Source organism: Pseudomonas sp. PDNC002 (genome assembly GCF_016919445.1).
In the GTDB taxonomy this organism is placed as follows: domain Bacteria; phylum Pseudomonadota; class Gammaproteobacteria; order Pseudomonadales; family Pseudomonadaceae; genus Pseudomonas.
The window spans coordinates 4,430,516-4,449,416 of the sequence record NZ_CP070356.1 but is presented as its reverse complement, the minus strand read 5'-3'; the positions used below and the strand labels follow the sequence as shown (position 1 = coordinate 4,449,416).

Below are 18,901 nucleotides of genomic sequence, written 5' to 3'. Positions count from 1 at the left end.
CCTTGCGGCCGGTGGAAAGACTCTCCACCGGTACGATGTCGTTGCTCCAGAGGCTCACGGCCGCGAGCTCTGGGCGACGCGCTGGTCGGCTTCGCCATGGTCATGGGCGCGGGTGTCCACTTCCACCAGCACGGAGAGACCAGGGCGAAGGCTGCCGAGGCGGCCGTCGGCGTCGTCCAGGTGTACGCGCACCGGCACGCGCTGGACGATCTTGGTGAAGTTGCCGGTGGCGTTTTCCGGCGGGAGGATGCTGAACTGCGCGCCGGTGGCCGGGGCGAGGCTGTCCAGGTGGCCGTGGAAGACCTTGCCGGGAAGGATGTCGGCCTCGATGGTCACCGCCTGGCCGGGCTGCATTCGCGCCAGTTGGTCTTCCTTGAAGTTGGCGTCCACCCACAGGCCTTGCGCGGGGACCACGGCCAGTAGTTGCGTGCCGGCGGCCACATAACTGCCGACCCGCGCGCGACGGTTGCCGATGTAGCCGTCCACCGGCGCGCGCAGCTCGGTGTAGCTGAGGTCCAGGCGCGCCAGGTCGCGGGCGGCGACCGCCTGCTCCAGCGCGGCCTGGGCCTGCTGCCGCTGGCTGCGGATCACATCCAGCTGGCGGCGCGCCGCGAGCAGGCTGGCGCGGGCCTTGTCGCTGTTGGCGCGGGCGGATTTGAAGCTGGCATCGGCACGTTGCGCCGCTTCCACGGAAACGGCGTTGGTGCGCACCAGGGTGGCGTAGCGGCGCTGGTCGTCGCGGGTGCGTACTTCTTCGGCAGAGGCTGCGTCGATCTCCGCCTGGCTCTGGCGGATCAGCGCATCCTGCAGCGAGGCCTGGGCATCGACGTTGCCCAGCGCCGCTTCCTCGGCATGCACTGCGCCTTCGGCCTTGGCCAGCGCGGCGCGGTAATCGCGGTCATCGATGCGGGCGAGCAGGTCGCCGGCGTGCACCAGCTGGTTGTCGCTCACCTTCAACTCGGCAATGTACCCGGCCACACGCGGGCTGATGACAGTGACGTCGCCGCCGACGTAGGCATCGTCGGTCTTCTCCAGGAAACGGCCGTCGAGCCACCAGTGTCCGGCGTAGGCACCTGCACCGAGGATGGCTGCCGTGGCGATGGCCAGTTTCAGGGCTTTGCGGGATTTCGGTTTGGCCGTGTCGACGGCTGGCGCGGCGGGGAGGGTGATGGGCTGGTTCATGGCGGCCTCGCTCAGGCGTGATCGGCTTGGGAAATGGTCTGTGGGAAGACGGGGACGAGCTGTTCGCCTTCGCGGCGATGGATCTGGTGGTGCGGACCGATGGGCTCGCCGCTGTCGGCATCGACCAGTGCTATGTGCACTGGCCGGCCGCTGCGGGTGTCCACCAGTTCGGTGGCGCTGGCCATGCTGGCGTGGCGCTTGCCCCACTGCAGCAGGGTCAGCAACACCGGACGCAGGTCGCGGCCACGGTCGGTAAGCAGATACTCGTAGCGCGGCGGGTGGTCGTTGTATTGGCGGCGCTGCAGCAGGTCGCTATCCACCAGGGCGCGCAGGCGGCGAGTCAGCACGTTGCTGGCGATGCCCAATCGTGCGAGGAACTGGTCGAAGCGGGTGGAGCCATAGAAGGCTTCGCGCAGGATCAGCACGTTCCAGCTGTCGCCGATCACATCCAGCGCCTGGGCGACGGGGCAGGGCAGGTGTTCGAAACTGGTTCTGCGCATGGCGGGCCTCGTTACATTAGCATCATCATCTAATCAGGCCGCCTGGCATCGGCCATGGCACGGTGCAAGGCGGGGGATGACGAAGGAATTATGGTCGTAATCTAATCCGGTCACTTGCTTTGCGCAAGTGACTCATGGATGGAGAAATGCCCCGGGGGATGAACGGACGGAGAGAAGGATTGGCGAACCACATGAAGCGCTGAATCGAGTTGCCCGATCCTGCCGCGAGTGGGTCGTTGAAGTTCACGGAAGTTTCTGGAGATGCGCTGCGTAATTCAACTAAGAAAGGCAGGGAAGAATTATCCGGAATTGGTCTGGAACAGATGTTCCATAACTTTCCCGCAGACAAAAAAAGGCCGCCTGGGGAGGCGGCCAAACCAAAGGATGATGAAGTGGAGCAATTTCCCGAACGCTCTGGAGCGGGCATCCGGGACTCATGTTCTTCATCGGGGCGCAAGCTTAATGGCCATGCCGGCAAATGCTGAATCATTCGTCTTGATATCGACTATCGACAAGTCTGGTTGGAGGCCGAAGCGGCGGATTGATATCTCTTCGCACGCTCTGCCTATGGCGGGGAAACATAAGAAAGTTGTTCGAAGTTCAGTCGATACACCTGCCAAGACAAGTCCAACAAAGGGGTAGCAGATGTCCGCGTTCCGTCTTTCCGCTCGCGTTTCCATGCTCGGCGCACTCGTCGCCGGCATCCCGTTCCAACTGGCGCATGCCGCCGTCGTTTCCGATCAGTCCGAAGCCACTGGCTTCATCGAAGGCAGCACAGCCTCGCTGCTGCTGCGTAACTACTACTACAACAGTGACCGCAAGTCCGGCGCGGGCGACCGCAAGGACTGGACGCAAGGTTTCACGCTGAACTACAGCTCTGGTTTCACCCAGGGCACCGTTGGTTTCGGCGTCGAGGCGTTCGGCAATTGGGGCATTCGCCTGGATGGCGGCGCCGGTACCTCCGGCACTGGCAACCTGCCGGTGCGCGACGACGGTTCGCCCGAGAGCGAATACGGCCGCGCTGGCGGCGCCGTAAAGCTGCGCGTATCGAAGACCGAACTGCGCTGGGGTGATCTGCAGCCCACCGCGCCGGTGTTCGCCGCCGGCGGCACCCGGCTGTTCCCGCAGACCGCCACCGGCTTCAACGTGCTCAGCAGCGAGATCGCAGGCCTGGACCTGGACGGCGGCCACTTCACCGGCGGCAACGGCCCGGTGACTACCAACGGCGACCATGGCCTCTGGGCCTCGTACGCCAATGTCGAGGCCAGCAGCATCGACTACGTGGGCGGCAAGTACGCGGTCAACGATGCACTGAATTTCTCCCTCTACGCTTCCAAGCTCGAGGACGTGTGGCGCCAGTACTACGGCAACGCCAACTACACGCTGCCGCTGGCGGACGACCAGTCGCTGAACTTTGACTTCAATATCTACCGCACCAACGACGACGGCAGCGCCAAGGCTGGCGAGATCAGCAACACCACCTGGTCCGCCGCCGCCGCGTACACCTTCCTCACCGCACACACCCTGACCCTGGCATACCAGAAGGTCCACGGCGACACTCCGTTCGATTACGTGGCCTTCGGCGTCAACGGCCCCGGCGATACCGGTGATTCGATCTTCCTCGCCAACTCCATCCAGTACTCGGACTTCAATGGTCCGGAAGAGAAGTCCTGGCAGTTGCGCTATGACCTGGCGATGGCCACCTACGGCATTCCCGGCCTGAGCTTCATGGCCCGCTACGTCAATGGCCACGGTATCGATGGCAGCAAGATGGCGGCGGACAGCCCGTACCGTGGTTACGGTTACGGCGACGATGGCAAGCACCACGAGACCAACCTGGAAGCCAAGTACGTGGTGCAGTCCGGGCCGGCGAAGGACCTGTCCTTCCGCCTGCGCGAGGCGATTCACCGCGGCAATGCCGACCAGGCTGAAGGCGACGTCAACGAGTTCCGCCTAATCGTCGACTATCCGATCTCTATCCTGTAACCCAGCCAGTGCGGCGCCCCGCGATGGGGTGCCGCGCCGGCCTCAGGACACGTGGCTCACAGCAGGTGCCCGGCCCAGATGTTGCGCGCGATGAGGTCGGCGGCAATCTCGGTGAAGGTGTCGGCGACATAGCGGGTGGCGATGCTGACCTTGCGATCCGCCGGATAGGCGATCACCAGCTTGCGCATCGGTGTCGGGTCCACCAGCGGCGCGGCGCACAGGCTGCCGTCCTGGATGCGGCTATAGATCGACGCCAGTGGCAGGACCGTCCAGCCGAAACCGTGGGTGATCAGGTCGATCAGGGCGCCGAAGGAGTCCGCCTCCACCGAGGGGCGCAGGGTGATGCCCAGCTGTCGCGCGCAGTCGTCGAGGATCTTGCGCAGGCCATGGCGCGAACTGGGCAGGATCAGTTCCTGCTCGGCCAGCTCGGCGAAGGCTACCGGCTTGTCCAGGCTCAGACCGGCGCCGTGGGGCGCCACCAGCATCAGGTTTTCCATCATCACCGGGACGATACGCAACGTATGCAACGGCTGCGGATCGTAGGAGATCGCCATTTCCAGCTCGCCGCGCTGCAACCAGTCGAGCAGGTAGCCGCTGAAGGCTGAGGCGAAGCGGATGCCCAGGTTCGGGTGCTCGGCCTTGATGCGGCTGACCAGAGGCACGGTGATGATTTCCGCGACTGTCGGCGTGGTGCCGATGATGACGCTGCCGCGGTAGGCGCTATTGCCGCCGGCGACCGCGCCGCGAATGGCTTCCAGCTCCTCCATGATCCGCGTGGCGTGCTCCAGCACTTCGCGCCCCAGGTCGGTGATTTCCATGCCGCGGCCATGACGATCGAACAGGTAACCCCCCAACTCGCGTTCCAGTTGGCGAATCTGCCGGCTGAGGGCTGGCTGGGCGATGTTCAGGCGGTCGGCCGCCTTGCTGAGGCTGCCCAGTTCGGCAACGTGGATCAGGGTCTTGAGCTGGACGACATCCATGGGGCGGTACGACCGGTGCGGGCAGGAGAGGGCCAGTCTAAACGTTCGCGACGCCGTGCGCAGGCCGCTTGTGGCGCAGCTATAGCATTTGGGCATAGCTGATAGATGGCTGGCGGGCCTTATGGGCGTGCGGTGGCTGGGGTAGTTTCGATGCATGCCGCCCCAGCGCGGTCCGACAACAAGAACGCCCGAGGGCCGCCGCTTGCACGGCTGCCGAGCCCGGCGCAGACCGGCCAAGGAGAAACAACGATGAGCCGCTACGACACCGAAGAACTCAACGCCATCCGTGAAGGCGTGCGCGCCCTCTGCGCGGAGTTCCCCACCGAATACTGGCGCAGGATCGACGAAGAGAAGGGGTTCCCCGAGGCCTTCGTCACGGCCATGACCGAGGCGGGCTGGCTCTCGGCGATGATTCCCGAAGAGTACGGCGGCTCCGGCCTGGGTCTGGCCGAGGCCTCGGTGATCCTCGAGGAAGTGAACCGTTGCGGCGGCAATTCCGGGACCATCCACGGACAGATGTACAACATGTTCACCCTGCTGCGGCACGGCAGCGAGGCACAGAAGCGCTACTACCTGCCCAGACTCGCCAGCGGCGAGCTGCGCCTGCAATCCATGGGCGTCACCGAGCCGACCACCGGCACCGACACCACCAAGATCAAGACCACCGCCGTGCGCCGTGGCGACAAGTACGTGATCAACGGCCAGAAGGTGTGGATCTCGCGCATCCAGCACTCCGACCTGATGATCCTGCTGGCCCGCACCACGCCCCTGGCCGAGGTGAAGAAGAAGTCCGAGGGCATGTCGATCTTCCTCGTCGACCTGCGCGAGGCCATCGGCAACGGCCTGGCCGTGCAACCCATCGCCAACATGGTCAACCACGAGACCAACGAGCTGTTCTTCGACAACCTGGAAATCCCCGCCGACAGCCTGATCGGCGAGGAGGGCAAGGGCTTCAAGTACATCCTCGACGGCCTGAACGCCGAGCGCACGCTGATCGCCGCCGAATGCATCGGCGATGGCCGCTGGTTCACCGAGAAGTCGGCGCAGTACGCCCGTGATCGCGTGGTATTCGGTCGGCCCATCGGACAGAACCAGGGTGTACAGTTCCCCATCGCCGAGGCGCACATCGAGATCGAGGCGGCCGACCTGATGCGCTGGCGCGCCTGCGAGGAATACGACGACGGCAAGAATGCCGGCGCCGCGGCCAACATGGCCAAGTACCTCGCCGCCAAGGCCAGTTGGGAAGCGGCCAACGCCTGCCTGCAGACCCACGGCGGTTTCGGCTTCGCCTGCGAATACGATGTCGAGCGCAAGTTCCGCGAGACCCGCCTGTACCAGGTGGCGCCGATTTCCACCAACCTGATCCTGTCCTACGTGGCCGAGCATCTGCTCGAACTGCCGCGCTCGTTCTGACCCGGAGGAAACCCGATGAGCCTCGACGCTGGCCGTCCGCTGGACGGCATCACCGTGGTCAGCCTGGAACACGCCATCGCGGCGCCGTTCTGTACCCGCCAACTGGCCGACCTCGGCGCCCGCGTGATCAAGGTCGAACGTCCCGGCGTGGGCGACTTCGCCCGCGGCTATGACGAGCGCGTCAACGGCCTGGCCTCGCACTTCGTCTGGACCAACCGCTCCAAGGAAAGCCTGACCCTGGATCTCAAACAGGCCGAGGCCGGCGATGTGCTGGACAGCCTGCTGGCCAAGGCTGACGTGCTGGTGCAGAACCTTGCGCCCGGCGCGGCAGCACGCATGGGGCTGTCCTTCGAGGCCTTGCACCAGCGCTTTCCGCGCCTGATCGTCTGCGACATTTCCGGCTATGGCGCGGGCGGCCCGTACGAGCAGAAGAAGGCCTACGACCTGCTGATCCAGAGCGAGGCCGGCTTCCTCTCGGTCACCGGCGGGCCCGGTGCGGAGCAGATGGCCAAGGCCGGCTGCTCGATCGCCGACATCGCCGCCGGCATGTACGCCTATACCGGCATCCTCTCCGCGCTGCTGTTGCGCGGGCGTACCGGGGAAGGCTCGCATGTTGGCGTATCGATGCTCGAAGCCCTGGTGGAATGGATGGGTTACCCGATGTACTACGCCTACGACGGCGCGCCGCCCCCACCGCGTGCCGGTGCCGCCCATGCCACCATCTATCCGTACGGGCCGTTCCCGGTGGGCGATGGCAGCAGCGTGATGCTCGGCCTGCAGAACGAACGCGAGTGGAAGCTGTTCTGCGAACAGGTGCTGCTGCGCCCGGAACTGGCCGAGGACGAACGTTTCGCCGGCAACTTCAAACGGGTGGCGAATCGCGATGCACTACGAGAGATCATCGTTGGCGTGCTCGCCGAGCTGGATTTCGACGAGGCCATTGCGCGTATCGAACGGGCGCAGATCGCCAATGCGCGGGTCAATGACATGGCGGGCGTCTGGGCGCATCCGCAGTTGCAGGCCCGCGAGCGCTGGCGGCCGGTGGGCACCTCCCGGGGCGAGGTCCCCGGCCTGCTGCCGCCAGCCAGCAGCAACGCCTTCGCCCCGCGCATGGATGCGGTACCCGCGCTCGGCGAGCACAGCGAGCGGATTCTCGCGGAACTGGGCCTGGCGCCCGAACGAATCGACGCGATGCGCGCCCAGGGCGCCATCTGATGACCGACAAGGAACTCCCCGATGACTGAAACCACCGACCTTTCCGCGTGGATCGGCCGCAGCGAAGCGAGCGCCGATCAGTTCACCGCCAACCTGGTCAAGCGCCTGGTGGCGACCCTCGACCAGCCGGTGGACCTCGACGGTGGCGAGCTGCCGGCCCTGTGGCACTGGGCGTTCTTCCAGGAGCCGCTGGCCGAGTCTGGCCTGGGCGGCGACGGCCACCCGGCGCGTGGTGGCTTCCTGCCGCCGGCGGACAACCGCAACCGCATGTGGGCGGGCAGTCGCCTGGAGTTTCTCCAGCCGTTCCGCATCGGCGCCCATGCCGAGCGGGTGTCCACCATCAAGGCGGTGGAGGAGAAGCACGGCCGTACCGGCTCGCTACTGTTCGTCACGGTGCAGCATGCGTACACGCAAGAGGGCGCCGTAGTGCTGCGCGAGGAGCAGGACATCGTTTACCGCGAGCCGTCGCCGCCCAAGTTGTCCGCCAGCGATCCGTTGCCGGAGGCTGACTGGAGCGAGACCGTGCAGCCGACGCCGACCTTGCTGTTCCGCTATTCGGCGGCCACCTTCAACGGCCACCGGATTCACTACGACTGGCCCTATGTCACCGAGACCGAGGGCTATCCGGGGCTGGTCACCCACGGTCCGCTGATCGCCACGCTCAACCTGCGCGCGTTCGAGCGCGCCCATCCCGGCAAGCGCGTGCGCCGCTTCGCCTTCCGAGGCATGCGGCCGCTGATCTGCCCGGATGCATTCGAGGTCGGCGGGCGTATCGTCGAACCGGGGAAGGCGCAGGTCTGGGCGGGCAACGCCGCCGGTATCGCGCAACTGGGCGAAATCGAATTCGAATCCTGAGGAATCAGCCATGAACCATGCCATCGTGCGTAGCGCGCTGTTCGTTCCCGCGACCCGCCCGGAGCGGATTCCCAAGGCGCTGGCCAGCGGCGCCGACCGGGTGATCGTCGACCTGGAGGACGCCGTGGAAGAGAGCCAGAAGGACGCCGCCCGCGACAACCTGGCGAGTTTCCTCGCGGCCAATCCGGCGTCGGAGGTGCTGGTGCGCACCAATGCCCCGGAGCACGCCGGACACCATCGCGACCTTGAGGTGTGTGGCGCATACCGCAACGTCGTCGGCCTGCTGCTGCCAAAGGCGGAAACCGCCGCGCAGATCGGCTATGCCCGGCAGGTCGCCGGCAAGCCGGTGTGGCCGATCATCGAAAGCGCCAAGGGCCTCGCCGCCATCGCCGAACTGGCCCGTGCCCACGGCGTGGAGCGCCTGTCCTTCGGCAGCCTGGACCTCGCGCTGGACCTCAACCTGCGCAGCGGCAGCGCCGCCGCCACGGAGTTCATGAGCCACGCGCGCTACGCCATCCTGCTCAACAGCCGACTGGCCAACCTGGCGCCAGCCATGGATGGGGTGTTTCCGTCGATCCAGGACGCGCAGGGGCTGGAAAGGGCGATCCGCCATGCCCACGACATGGGCTTCGGTGGCGCGCTGTGCATCCATCCCAGCCAGGTGGCGAGCATTCATGCCGCGCTGATGCCCAGCGCCGAGGAGCTCGACTGGGCGCGCCGCGTGGTCGACGGCGCCAAAGGCGGGAAGGGCGTGTTCGTGGTGGACGGCGAGATGATCGATGCGCCGGTGATCGGCCGCGCGCGGTCGATCCTCCAGCGCGCCGGCGAGACGGAGTAATCCCACGGGTTTCGCGGGGCGGGCGGCAGGACTGAAAAGCGGGATCGCAGGCGACAGGCCGTTTGCTTTCCGCTTTCCAGGACCCGCCGTCCGCCTTGCGATCTATCCGCTCTGCTGATTGTGGCGATGCGCGTCAGGGTTCTCCGCCCACATCTACCGAGGCAACGAGCCCGCGGCATTTCCCCCTACAATCGCCGTTTTCCCCGAGATGACGTCATGCCAGAAGAAGAACGCAGCGTGCAGTCGATCGACGGCCCGGCAGGCAAGATCCAGCTGCTGCTCGACCGGCCACGTCAGCCGGCCAAAGGCATCGCCCTGATCAGCCATCCGCAGCCCCTGCTGGGCGGTAGCCCGAAGCACCGCGTGCCCCTGACTCTGGCGCGCACACTCTGTGCGGCCGGCTGGCTGACCGTGCGGCCGAGCTTTCGCGGCGTAGATGGCAGCGAAGGCGAGTACGCCGAGGGCATCGGCGAAGCACAGGACATGCTCGCGGTGGTCGCCCACCTGCGCGCGGAGCATCTGCATTTGCCGATAGCGCTGGTGGGATTCTCCTTCGGCGCCTATGTATTCGCCCGCGTCGCCAGCGAACTGTCACCGCCTGCGGATGCCATCGCCCTGATGGGCTTACCGGTGGGCTCGGTGCCCGGCGGGCGCCACTACGAAGCGCAGGCGCTGCCGGCCGATTGCCTGCTATTGCACGGCGAGGCGGACGAGATGGCGCCGCTGGCCAATCTGCTCGACTGGGCACGCCCGGCGCGGCGTGAGGTTGTGCTCTACGCAGGCGCCGATCATTTCTTCAAGGGTTGCCTGGAGCGTGCCGTCGAGCGCGTGCAGGAGCATCTCGAGCGCTCGATCGGCTGAGCGGCGCGCCATCAGTCCAGGCCGCGCAGGTATGACCAGGGATAGATGCCCCGGTCGTGGCCGTCGTCGAACACCAACTGGATGCCATAACCCTGGAGGTTCACCTCCCGGAGGGTGACGCCGGCTTTCACCAGGTCGATCCGTCCCCGCAGCCGTGCCGCCCGGCACTGCGAGCAGGGACAGGCACCGCGCAGGCGGGCGAAGGCGATGCACTGTTCGACGCCATCGTCCCAGCGGATGCGCAGTTCAGCGTCTGCGCTGGAGCGGTGCAGGGCGACGGGCGTGCTCATACCGGCTGACCCAGGTGCGGCTTTTGCTCCAACTGAGAGAGGGCGATGCGCACGGCCTTGCGAACTTCCGGGTCGCCATCCTGCTCGGCATTGCGCAATGCGTCGATGGCGTCGCCGCTGCCCAGTTCGCCCAGGGCCAGCGCGGCTTCCTTGCGCAGGTTGCTGATGCCATGGCCGAGCACGACCTTCAAGCCTTCAATTGCTGGCAGATAGCGCAGCTTGCCCAACGAACGGGCGGCGCGCAGGCGCACCTGCCAGAAGTCGTCTTCCAGGGCGCTGACCAGCGCCTCGCCGGCTTCGGGCAGGACCAGTTTGCCGAGGGTGCCGGCGGCTTCCTCGCGCACTTGCCAGGCCGGATCGGCCAGGGCGGCCTGCAAGGCCGGCAGCACGCTGGCGTCGATGGCCAGGCCCAGCGCGCCGGCGGCAGCGCGGCGGACTTCGGCGTCCGGATCATCGCGGGTCAGCCGAGCCAGGTGCGGCAGGGCGTCGGTGCGTTTGAGCCAGCCGAGGATGCCCACGGCTTCGCGGCGCACGCCGGCATCGGTGTCCTGCAGCGCGGTGAGCGCCGGTTCGGCGGCGGCTTCCAGGCGCAGTTCGCGCAAGGCGCGCAGGGCGCTGCGGCGGACGAAGATGTCGGCGTGGTTGGCCCAGGGCAGCAGACGCACGCCGGCTTCGGCGGTCTTCAGCTCGCTCAGACTCTGGGCGGCGGCTTCGCGCACGTCTTCGTCCTCATCGGCCAGGGCCTGGCAGAGCGCATCGACGACTTCCGGCTCCTCCCAGGCTTCCAGCAGGCGCGCGGCTTCGGCGCGGACCTTGGCGGCTGCGTCGCCGGTCAGCGCGGCGGCGAGCCAGGGCAGGGCGTCGGGGTCTTCCAGGTCGGCCAGTTCGATCAGGGCGATGCGGCGTACGCCGGCGTCGGCATCCTGCAGACGCGGTTGCAGATCGCGGATGTCGGGGTTGTCGCTGGGCAAAGTAGTCATATGGCGAATCGCGGTATCCGTTGTTGAGTGGGCAGCCCTAGTGGCGTAAGGCGTGGCAACTGGCGACCGTCTTCGTGGCGCAGCAGTTCCAGGCAGTGCCGCTTGAGGCGGGAGAATTCTGGGCTGGTGAGCAGGTCGGCGTGGCGCGGGCGCGGGAAGTCGAGGCGGATGTCTTCGAGGATGCGGCCGGGGCGCGGGCTCATCACCAGGATGCGGTCGGCGAGGAACAACGCCTCGTCGATGTCGTGGGTGATGAACAGCACGCTGGTGCGCAGGCGCGTCCAGATGTCCAGCAGCAGTTCCTGCATCTTCATCCGTGTCTGCGCGTCGAGAGCGCCAAAGGGTTCGTCCATCAGCAGCAGGCGCGGCTGATTGATCAGCACGCGGGCGATTTCCACGCGTTGCTGCATGCCGCCGGAGAGCTGCGATGGCCAGCGATTGGCGAAGCCGTTCAGACCGACCAGCTGGAGCATTTCGTCCGCCTGACGATGGCGTTCTGCGCGGGGCACGCCGCGCATCTTCAGGCCGAAGGCGACGTTGTCGCGCACGCGCCGCCAGGGCAACAGGGTGTGGTGCTGGAACACCATGCCGCGCTCGGGCGAGGGGCCGGCGACAGGACCACCGTCCACTTCCAGCTTGCCGGCGCTGGGCGTCAGGTGCCCGGCAAGGGCACCGAGCAGGGTGGACTTGCCGCAGCCGGACGGGCCGAGCACGCAGACGAATTCGCCGGGCTCGATGGAGAAGCTCAGGGATTGCACGGCCTCGAAGGCGTCGCGGCCGCTGCCAAGATGGATCGACAGGCCATCGACGCGCACACGCCCCGGTGCGCTGGCGGGCAGGGTCATGGCTTGCCTCCGGCCTGGCGCTGCCAGGGCGTGACGAGGGCGCCGAGCTGGCGCACCAGCAGGCTGCTGGCCATGCCGAACACGCCGATCAGCAGCATGCCGACCACGATGTCAGGGTAGTTCTGCAAGGTGTAGGACTCCCAGGTGTAGTAGCCGATGCCCCATTGCCCGGAGATCATCTCGGCGGTCACCAGGCAGAACCACGAGGTGCCCATGCCGATGGCAAGCCCGGTAACAATGCTCGGCGTGGCACCCGGCAGCACCACCTCGCGCTGCAGGGCCAGGCGCCCGGCGCCGAGGCTGCGGGCGGAGGCGAGCAGGCGCGGGTCGACCGCTTCCACGCCATGGATGGTGTTGAGCAGGATGGGGAACAGCGCGCCGGTGAAGGTGATGAAGATCATCGACAGCTCGGAGCTGGGGAACATCAGGATCGCCAGCGGAATCCACGCCACCGCCGGGATCGGTCGCAGCACTTCCAGCGGCGGCAGCAGGCTGTCGCGGGCCCAGCGGCCGCGGCCGATGAGCAGACCCAGGGCGATGCCGGCGACGGCGGCCAGCAGATAGCCGGCGAGTACCCGCAGCAGGCTGCTGCCCAGGTGGCGACCGAGCTTGCTCGACTGCGCGAGGTTCCAGGCCGCTTCCAGCACGTCACGCGGGCCGGGCACGTTGGCGAAGGTCACGACGCCGAGGTTCACATGGCGTGTGCTGAGCACCTGCCACAGCGCCAGGCAGACCAGCAACGAGGCCAGGCGCAGGCTCCAGCGGGTGAGGGTGGTGGTGGTCATCATCGTTCTCCGTCGAATCCCGGCGCACGGGGCGCCGGGACTTCGCCTCAGCGGCTGGCGACCGCCTGCTGGCTGGCACCGGCGAAATCAGCGACTTCACCGCCGTGCTGGCGGGCAAAGGCATCGGCCTGTTCGCGCAGCAGGAAGGCGTCCAGCGCGCCGTCCTTGCCACGGACGAACCAGGCCTGGCTGGCCAGCAGCTTGATGCCGCTGTCGCTGGCCTGGGCGTACACCGCGCGGATGTCCTTGCCGTTCTGCTTGAGGCTGGCCAGCTCGCCGAGGGCTTCCTTTGCCGTGGCATAGCTACGGACCTTCGGCTCGCCGCGTACCCAGATCTGCGCGACCTTGCGGGTATCGGTAATCGGTTTGTCGGTCAGCGCGTCGTTGCCCAGCAGTGGCTGCTGCGCGTAGTTCTTCAGCGCGGCGTCGTAGTCGGCACCGGAAGCCTTGAAGGCGGCACGGATGTAGCGGTCATCGACGAACTGCTCGACGTTCAGGCCACGGTCAGCCTTCTTCAGCAGCTTCAGGGTGTCGATAGCGGTGGTGACGGCCTGGCGGTATTCCGGCTTCCAGGTCAGGTCGCGGGTCTGCAGGCCGAGCGGGCCGTGGAACAGGTAGTTCACTTCGGCGGGGATGCCGGCGACTTTCTCGATCAGTTCGCTGTATTTCTCCGGGTCTTTTGCGAGCAGCTGGTTGGCTTCGTACGTGGCGCGCAGGTAGGCCTCGACGATTTCCGGGTATTGCTGCGCGTAGTCGGCTTCCACCAGCGCGCCGTGGAAGGTCGGCGCCTTGGCCTGGGAGCCGTCGTAGATCTTGCGGGCGATGCCACGGCTCTCGAACAGCTCGGCGAAGGGCACGAAGTCGGCGTGGGCGGCGATCTTGTTGGCCTGCAGGGCGGAGCCGGCGACTTCCGGCGGCTGCGCGATGATGGTGACGTCCTTCTCCGGGTCCCAGCCCTGCGCGGCGATGGCGCGCAGCAGCAGGCCGTGGGCGGTGGAGGCGAAGGGCACGGAGATGGTCTGGCCCTTGAGTTCGGCCAGCGACTGCACCTTGGACGAGGCGGGTACGACGATGCCGTTGCCGCTGCCCTCGATGCTGCCCGAGAGCACGCTGATGAACAGGCTGCGCTTGCCGGCGGCCTCGTGGGCGACGCCGTTGAGCGAGCCGGGGAAGTCGGCCATGGCGCCGAAGTCGAGCTTGCCGGCGAGCATCTCGTTGGTCAGCGGCGCGCCGCTGGTGAAGTTCTTCCACTGTACGTCGTACTGCGCGTCCTTGTACTTGCCGTCGTGGGGCAGGTACTTGTCGAGCAGGCCGAGTTCACGGATCAAAAGGCCGCCGGCGGCGCAGTTGATGGTGGTGTCCTGGGTGCCGATGGCGACTCGGATGGTCTCGCCGTGGGCTGAGATGCTGGCAATGGCGAGCGCGAGGCCGGCCAGGGTGGTGCGCAAGGTCATGGGTGTTCCCCTCGAATCATGAGTGTTGGAATCGTCTCCGCCGCAGGCCGTGCGGTGGGAAACGAGGGGCGGTGCATCAGGCGTCCGGTCGTTGGCCGGTAGCGTTTCTTATGAGTCTCCAGAGGAGCAGTGCCGTAGGGCGAATAACCTGGAACAGGTTATCCGCCGGTAAGTCAGCGGCGGATAACGCTGGCGCGTTATGCGCCCTACGAAAGCTCACGCGGCGGCAGGGTCAGCGGAGCAGGTATGGAATTTCGACGCGCACCGCGCCGGTCGGGCAATCCTTCTCGCAGGGCATGCAGTACCAGCACTCGTCGAAGGCCATGTAGGCCTTCTGGGTGGCGGGGTTGATCGCCAGCAGGTCCATCGGGCAGACCTCGACGCAGACGGTGCAGCCCTTGTCGGCGATGCACTTGTCCTCGTCCACCGTCACCGGGGCGCTGGAGCGGAAGAAGATTTCCTGGGGTTGGTAGGCCATTGCACGCGGTCCTCATCGTGTTGCTTGCCGGCCGTCTTGGCGGCGGGCTGATTCTGTTCGGTGGTTCTGGGGTGGTTCTGGTGCTCGGGGTTTCCCTCTCCCCAACCCTCTCCCTGAAGGGAGAGGGGGCCGTTCGGAGTGTTGGATGTTTCTGTGCTCGCCAGGTGATTCCGCGGTTGCCGCTCGCGCCGGACAGCTCCCTCTACCGCTTGCGGGAGAGGGCGGGGGAGAGGGGCTTTATGGCCGGCCGGAAATGCTCAAGCCGCCTCGCTCTTCACCCGCAGCCGCTCGTACGCCTGCTGCTCACCCTCATCCAGGTCAATCACATACGGCTCAATAGGCTTCTTGAAACTGCTCATCTCGCCGTCCTCACCCTTCTTCAGGTGCGCATGGCAGAACCAGTCAGCATCGTTACGCAGCGGGTAGTCGACGCGATGGTGGTACAGGCCCCAACGGCTCTCCGTACGGAACAGCGAGGCGCGGGCGGCCATTTCGGCGCAGTCGCGGATCACGCTGACTTCCATGGCGCGCATTAGCTCGTGGGGGTTGTTGGCCTTGAGCTTGTCGAGGTCGCGGGCGATTTCGGCGAAGCGCTGCAGGCCGATCTCCATCTTCTTGGTCACCTTGGGCGGCTGCAGGTAGTCGTTGACCATGCGCCGCAGCTTGTACTCCACCTGCGCAGGCGGCAGGCCGTGTTCACGCTTCAAAGGCGCGAAGACGCGCTCGCGCTCGCGCTCGACCTGGGCGGCATCGACCTCGCTGAACTCGCGGCCAGCCACGTACTGCGCGGCATTGGCCCCGGCGAACCAGCCGTAGGTGAAGGCGCCGAGCATGTAGTTGTGCGGCACGGCGGCCATGTCGCCGGCCGAGTACAGGCCTTTCACGCTGGTCTCGGCCTTCTCGTTTACCCACACGCCGGAAGCCGAATGGCCGGAGCAGAAACCGATCTCGGAGATGTGCATCTCCACCATCTGCTGGCGGTAGTCGGTGCCGCGGTTGGCGTGGAACTGGCCGCGGCTGGGGCGTTCGTTGCTGTGGAGGATTTCCTCGATGGTCTGGATGGTTTCCTCGGCCAGGTGATCCAGCTTGAGGAACACCGGGCCGTTGCCGCCTTCGAGTTCCTGGTGGAACTCCCACATCATCTGGCCGCTCCAGTAGTCGCACTCGATGAAGCGCTCGCCCTTGCTGTTGGCGGTGTAGCCGCCCAGCGGGCCGGTGACGTAGGCGCAGGCCGGGCCGTTGTAGTCCTTGATCAGCGGGTTGATCTGGAAGCACTCCAGGTTCGAAAGCTCCGCCCCCGCGTGGTAAGCCATGGCGTAGCCGTCGCCGGCGTTGGTGGGGTTCTCGTAGGTGCCCATCAGGTAGCCGGAGGAAGGCAGGCCCAGGCGCCCGGCGGCCCCGCAGGCGAGGACCACCGCCTTGGCGCGGATCACCTGGAACTGCGCGGTGCGGCAGTCGAAGCCGAGCAGGCCGTTGACCGCGCCGTCCGCGTCGGTGAGCAGGCGGGTGACCACCAGGCGGTTGGTGATCTCGATGCGTGCGCGCTTGAGCTGGCGGTACAGCACCTTCTTGATGTCGTGGCCCTCGGGCATGGGCAGCACATAGGCGCCCATGTGGTGGACCTTCTTCACCGCGTAGTCGCCGACCTCGTCCTTCTCGAACTTCACGCCCCAGCGGTCCAGTTGCTGCAGAGTCTCGAAGCTGTGGGTGGCGTAGGCGTAGACCGCCGCCTGGTTGACGATGCCATCGTTGGCGACGGTGATTTCCTTGGTGTACTGCTCGGGCGTGGCGTGGCCGGGGATGATGGCGTTGTTCAGGCCGTCCATGCCCATGCTGATGGCGCCGCTGCGCTTGACGTTGGCCTTGTCCACCAGCAGCACGCGCAGCTCGCGATTGGCTTCCTTGGCCTTGATCGCCGCCATCGGGCCGGCGGTGCCGCCGCCGATCACCACGATGTCGTAGGCGAGCTCCTTGTCCTCGGGGATCTGGGAGAGGTCGAATTGGCTCATTGATGCTGCCCCTTGTGACGGTCGATGCGCAGGCGGTACTGGAAGGCATCGCCGCGGTAGTAGAGGTGTTCGTAGTCCAGCGGCGCGCCGTCGGCGGTGTGGGTGAGGCGCTCGATGCGCATCACTGGCGAGCCTTCTTCCACGTCCAGTGCCTGGGCCAGTTCGGCGTCGGCAAGGATCGCGTCGATGGCGAGATCGGCGTGGCCCAGGGGCAGGGCGCAGTCGTTTTCCAGGATCAGGAAGATGTCGCGGCTGACCAGATCGGCCTTTTCCAGCCGCTTGCCGACAGATTCGGGCAAGTAAGTGATCTCCAGCGACACCAGCTCGCGGTTCACCAGGCGGGCGCGCTTGATCTGCACCACGTTCTCGCCCTCGGCCACTTGCAGGCGCGCGGCAACCTGGGCGTCCGCGGGGACGACCTTGAAGCTGCGCAGGCGGTTGATCACTTCATAGCCGCGCTGGCTCATGGACTCGCCCAGGCCCTGCAGGGTGCTGACGTTCTGGAAGGCCTTGGGCTTGGCGACGAAGGTGCCCTTGCCGTGGATCTTGAAGATCAGCCCTTCCTTCTGCAGGTCGCCCAGCGCCTGGCGCACGGTGATGCGGCTGACGTCGAAGGCCTTGCCTAGCTCGGCTTCCGACGGCATGCGGCTGAGCGGCGGATAGGTGCCGTCGAGGATGCGCGTGCGCAGAACTTCCTTGAGCTGGCTGTAGAGGGGAACGGGGGAGAGCGGGAGTAGTTCGGCCATAGTTCATAACTTGTTATGACGAGTTACCGAAAGGATAAAAGGAATAGCTGATTCAGGACAAGAAACGATTTCGCATAAGCATAGAGAGCGCTGGCTTCATGGAATTTCATAGGGCGGCTGTTTTGTAGGAGCGAGCTTGCTCGCGAACCGCTGGATGCCGGGCTGCCAGGCAATCCGTTCGCGAGTAAGGATCAGGTGTTCCGCTTGGTCTTACACGATTAAAGGCCCCTCACCCTAACCCTCTCCCGCACGCGGGAGAGGGAACTGTCCAGAGCGGTGAAGAGATCGGCGCTCGCCGGCTGACTTCGTTGTTCCCAATTGCACCGAACGGCTCCCTCTCCCTCTGGGAGAGGGCTGGGGTGAGGGCAAGCCCTGGCGAAGATGTTCCCGTTCCGTAGGGTGGATAACGCGCCAGCGTTATCCACCGTGCATGGGTTGGCGGATAACCTGTCCCAGGTTATCCGCCCTACGCGTGCCTCAGAACGGCCGGCTACCGCTCAGACTGATGCGCTTCAAACGCCGTTTCTCACTCGCCGGGAAGGCATTGCGACCATGTAGCACGGCCTGGTTGTCCCACCAGACGATGTCGCCCACCGACCATTTGTGGCTGTAGATCAGCTCGGGCTTCTGCAGGTGCTCGCGCAGTTTCTCCACCAGCGCCGCGCCGTGCTGCGGATCGGCACCGGGAATTTCCACTTCGGTGTGCACGGACAGGAACAGCACGCGCCTGCCACTCTCAGGATGGGTGCGCACCAGCGGATGCTCGGTGCCCTGGATGGGTTCGATCTCCGGCGTGCGATAGCGCACGAAGGTACCGTTGTAGCCACCACTCTTCAGGCGGATGAACGGGTTGTAGTTGATCAGGCGCAACGGGTCGACCTCGGCGCGGGTTGCTTCATCGAGCGTGTGATAGGCGCGGGCGAGGTTGGTGAATTGGGTTTCGCCGCCGGTCTTCGGTACTTCCAGCGCGTAGAGGAAGGAGCCGGACGAGGGAATCGGCGTCCATTGATGGTCGATGTGGGCCGGCAGGGCGAAGTTGCCCAGCTCGCCGTCCTCGGTGTTGGCCACCTTGACGATATCCGGGGCTTTGCCGTCGGTGCCGGAGGACAGCACCGGGACGTCTGCCGGCGGCTGGAACACCGCGCCGAACAGCGTGGCGAAGCGCAGGTATTGCTGGTCGTCCAGGTCCTGGTTCTTGAAGATCAGGATGTGGTGCTCGCGGTGGGCCTGCTTGATCGCCAGGATCTGTTCCGGCGTCAGGGGCTCGCGGGCGTCGAGGCCACGCACTTCGGCGCCCAGCGGGGCGTCGAGGGGGACGATGGCGAAGGGTTCGGCGGTGGGTTGTTGGAGGGCGTTGGATTGGGTCATCTCGAAAATCCTGAGTGTGGGGCTTCCCTCACCCCAACCCTCTCCCGGAGGGAGAGGGGGCAGTCCGATGCAGCGGGTTATCCCGTTGCGCCGATCTACTCCCTCTCCCCCTGGGA

At 66.1% G+C, this 18,901-nt stretch carries 19 protein-coding genes; 7 read left to right on the top strand and 12 right to left on the bottom strand.

Annotation, left to right across the window (positions count from 1 at the left end; genetic code table 11):
- Positions 1-54 precede the first annotated feature (54 nt).
- Together JVX91_RS20130 and JVX91_RS20125 are read right to left on the bottom strand one after the other, a co-directional pair.
- Positions 55-1,182, bottom strand: a complete 1,128-nt coding sequence (locus JVX91_RS20130; RefSeq protein WP_205335924.1) for an HlyD family secretion protein — start codon at positions 1,180-1,182, stop codon at positions 55-57.
- Between the two features lie 11 nt (positions 1,183-1,193).
- Positions 1,194-1,682, bottom strand: coding sequence for a helix-turn-helix domain-containing protein (locus JVX91_RS20125; RefSeq protein ID WP_205335923.1), 489 nt, complete (start codon positions 1,680-1,682; stop codon positions 1,194-1,196).
- 236 nt (positions 1,683-1,918) lie between these two features.
- Between JVX91_RS20125 and JVX91_RS20120 the strand changes: the two genes are divergently transcribed.
- The gene (locus JVX91_RS20120) at positions 1,919-2,167 is read left to right on the top strand and encodes a hypothetical protein (protein WP_205335922.1); all 249 of its coding nucleotides are present in this window, start codon (positions 1,919-1,921) and stop codon (positions 2,165-2,167) included.
- A gap of 193 nt (positions 2,168-2,360) precedes the next feature.
- On the top strand, positions 2,361-3,668 hold the full coding sequence (locus JVX91_RS20115) for an OprD family porin (protein ID WP_205340053.1): 1,308 nt from the start codon (positions 2,361-2,363) through the stop codon (positions 3,666-3,668).
- A gap of 56 nt (positions 3,669-3,724) precedes the next feature.
- Here the strand turns inward: JVX91_RS20115 and JVX91_RS20110 are convergent, their stop codons facing one another.
- Positions 3,725-4,648, bottom strand: a complete 924-nt coding sequence (locus JVX91_RS20110) for a LysR substrate-binding domain-containing protein (RefSeq protein WP_205335921.1) — start codon at positions 4,646-4,648, stop codon at positions 3,725-3,727.
- Positions 4,649-4,897: 249 nt separating this feature from the next.
- Between JVX91_RS20110 and JVX91_RS20105 the strand changes: the two genes are divergently transcribed.
- From JVX91_RS20105 to JVX91_RS20085, 5 genes are all read left to right on the top strand, one after another.
- Positions 4,898-6,061 (top strand): acyl-CoA dehydrogenase family protein, encoded by a 1,164-nt coding sequence (locus tag JVX91_RS20105; RefSeq protein ID WP_205335920.1) that lies wholly within the window; start codon positions 4,898-4,900, stop codon positions 6,059-6,061.
- 15 nt (positions 6,062-6,076) lie between these two features.
- Entirely contained in the window at positions 6,077-7,276 is a 1,200-nt protein-coding gene (locus tag JVX91_RS20100) for a CaiB/BaiF CoA-transferase family protein (protein WP_205335919.1), read from the top strand.
- A 21-nt stretch (positions 7,277-7,297) separates the two neighbouring features.
- On the top strand, positions 7,298-8,131 hold the full coding sequence (locus JVX91_RS20095; protein WP_205335918.1) for a MaoC family dehydratase N-terminal domain-containing protein: 834 nt from the start codon (positions 7,298-7,300) through the stop codon (positions 8,129-8,131).
- Between the two features lie 10 nt (positions 8,132-8,141).
- Positions 8,142-8,969, top strand: coding sequence for a CoA ester lyase (locus tag JVX91_RS20090; protein WP_205335917.1), 828 nt, complete (start codon positions 8,142-8,144; stop codon positions 8,967-8,969).
- A gap of 126 nt (positions 8,970-9,095) precedes the next feature.
- On the top strand, positions 9,096-9,830 hold the full coding sequence (locus JVX91_RS20085; protein ID WP_205335916.1) for an alpha/beta family hydrolase: 735 nt from the start codon (positions 9,096-9,098) through the stop codon (positions 9,828-9,830).
- An 11-nt stretch (positions 9,831-9,841) separates the two neighbouring features.
- Here JVX91_RS20085 and JVX91_RS20080 read toward each other — a convergent pair whose 3' ends face one another.
- The 9 genes from JVX91_RS20080 to JVX91_RS20040 all read right to left on the bottom strand — a co-directional run bounded on the left by JVX91_RS20080 (position 9,842) and on the right by JVX91_RS20040 (position 18,785).
- Entirely contained in the window at positions 9,842-10,120 is a 279-nt protein-coding gene (locus tag JVX91_RS20080) for a gamma-butyrobetaine hydroxylase-like domain-containing protein (RefSeq protein ID WP_205335915.1), read from the bottom strand.
- Entirely contained in the window at positions 10,117-11,100 is a 984-nt protein-coding gene (locus JVX91_RS20075) for a HEAT repeat domain-containing protein (RefSeq protein WP_205335914.1), read from the bottom strand. Before JVX91_RS20075 ends, JVX91_RS20080 begins: the two co-directional genes overlap by 4 nt.
- Complete coding sequence (locus JVX91_RS20070) at positions 11,097-11,945, bottom strand: ABC transporter ATP-binding protein (protein WP_205335913.1); 849 nt, start codon at positions 11,943-11,945, stop codon at positions 11,097-11,099. Before JVX91_RS20070 ends, JVX91_RS20075 begins: the two co-directional genes overlap by 4 nt.
- Entirely contained in the window at positions 11,942-12,730 is a 789-nt protein-coding gene (locus tag JVX91_RS20065) for an ABC transporter permease (RefSeq protein ID WP_205335912.1), read from the bottom strand. Before JVX91_RS20065 ends, JVX91_RS20070 begins: the two co-directional genes overlap by 4 nt.
- A gap of 47 nt (positions 12,731-12,777) precedes the next feature.
- Positions 12,778-14,184: an ABC transporter substrate-binding protein gene (locus JVX91_RS20060; RefSeq protein ID WP_205335911.1), complete on the bottom strand. Its 1,407-nt coding sequence runs from the start codon at positions 14,182-14,184 to the stop codon at positions 12,778-12,780.
- A gap of 232 nt (positions 14,185-14,416) precedes the next feature.
- On the bottom strand, positions 14,417-14,662 hold the full coding sequence (locus JVX91_RS20055; protein ID WP_024767017.1) for a ferredoxin family protein: 246 nt from the start codon (positions 14,660-14,662) through the stop codon (positions 14,417-14,419).
- 257 nt (positions 14,663-14,919) lie between these two features.
- Entirely contained in the window at positions 14,920-16,671 is a 1,752-nt protein-coding gene (locus JVX91_RS20050) for a fumarate reductase/succinate dehydrogenase flavoprotein subunit (RefSeq protein ID WP_205335910.1), read from the bottom strand.
- Positions 16,668-17,417, bottom strand: a complete 750-nt coding sequence (locus tag JVX91_RS20045; protein ID WP_205335909.1) for a GntR family transcriptional regulator — start codon at positions 17,415-17,417, stop codon at positions 16,668-16,670. Before JVX91_RS20045 ends, JVX91_RS20050 begins: the two co-directional genes overlap by 4 nt.
- 477 nt (positions 17,418-17,894) lie before the next feature.
- Complete coding sequence (locus JVX91_RS20040) at positions 17,895-18,785, bottom strand: TauD/TfdA family dioxygenase (RefSeq protein ID WP_205335908.1); 891 nt, start codon at positions 18,783-18,785, stop codon at positions 17,895-17,897.
- Positions 18,786-18,901: the final 116 nt, after the last annotated feature.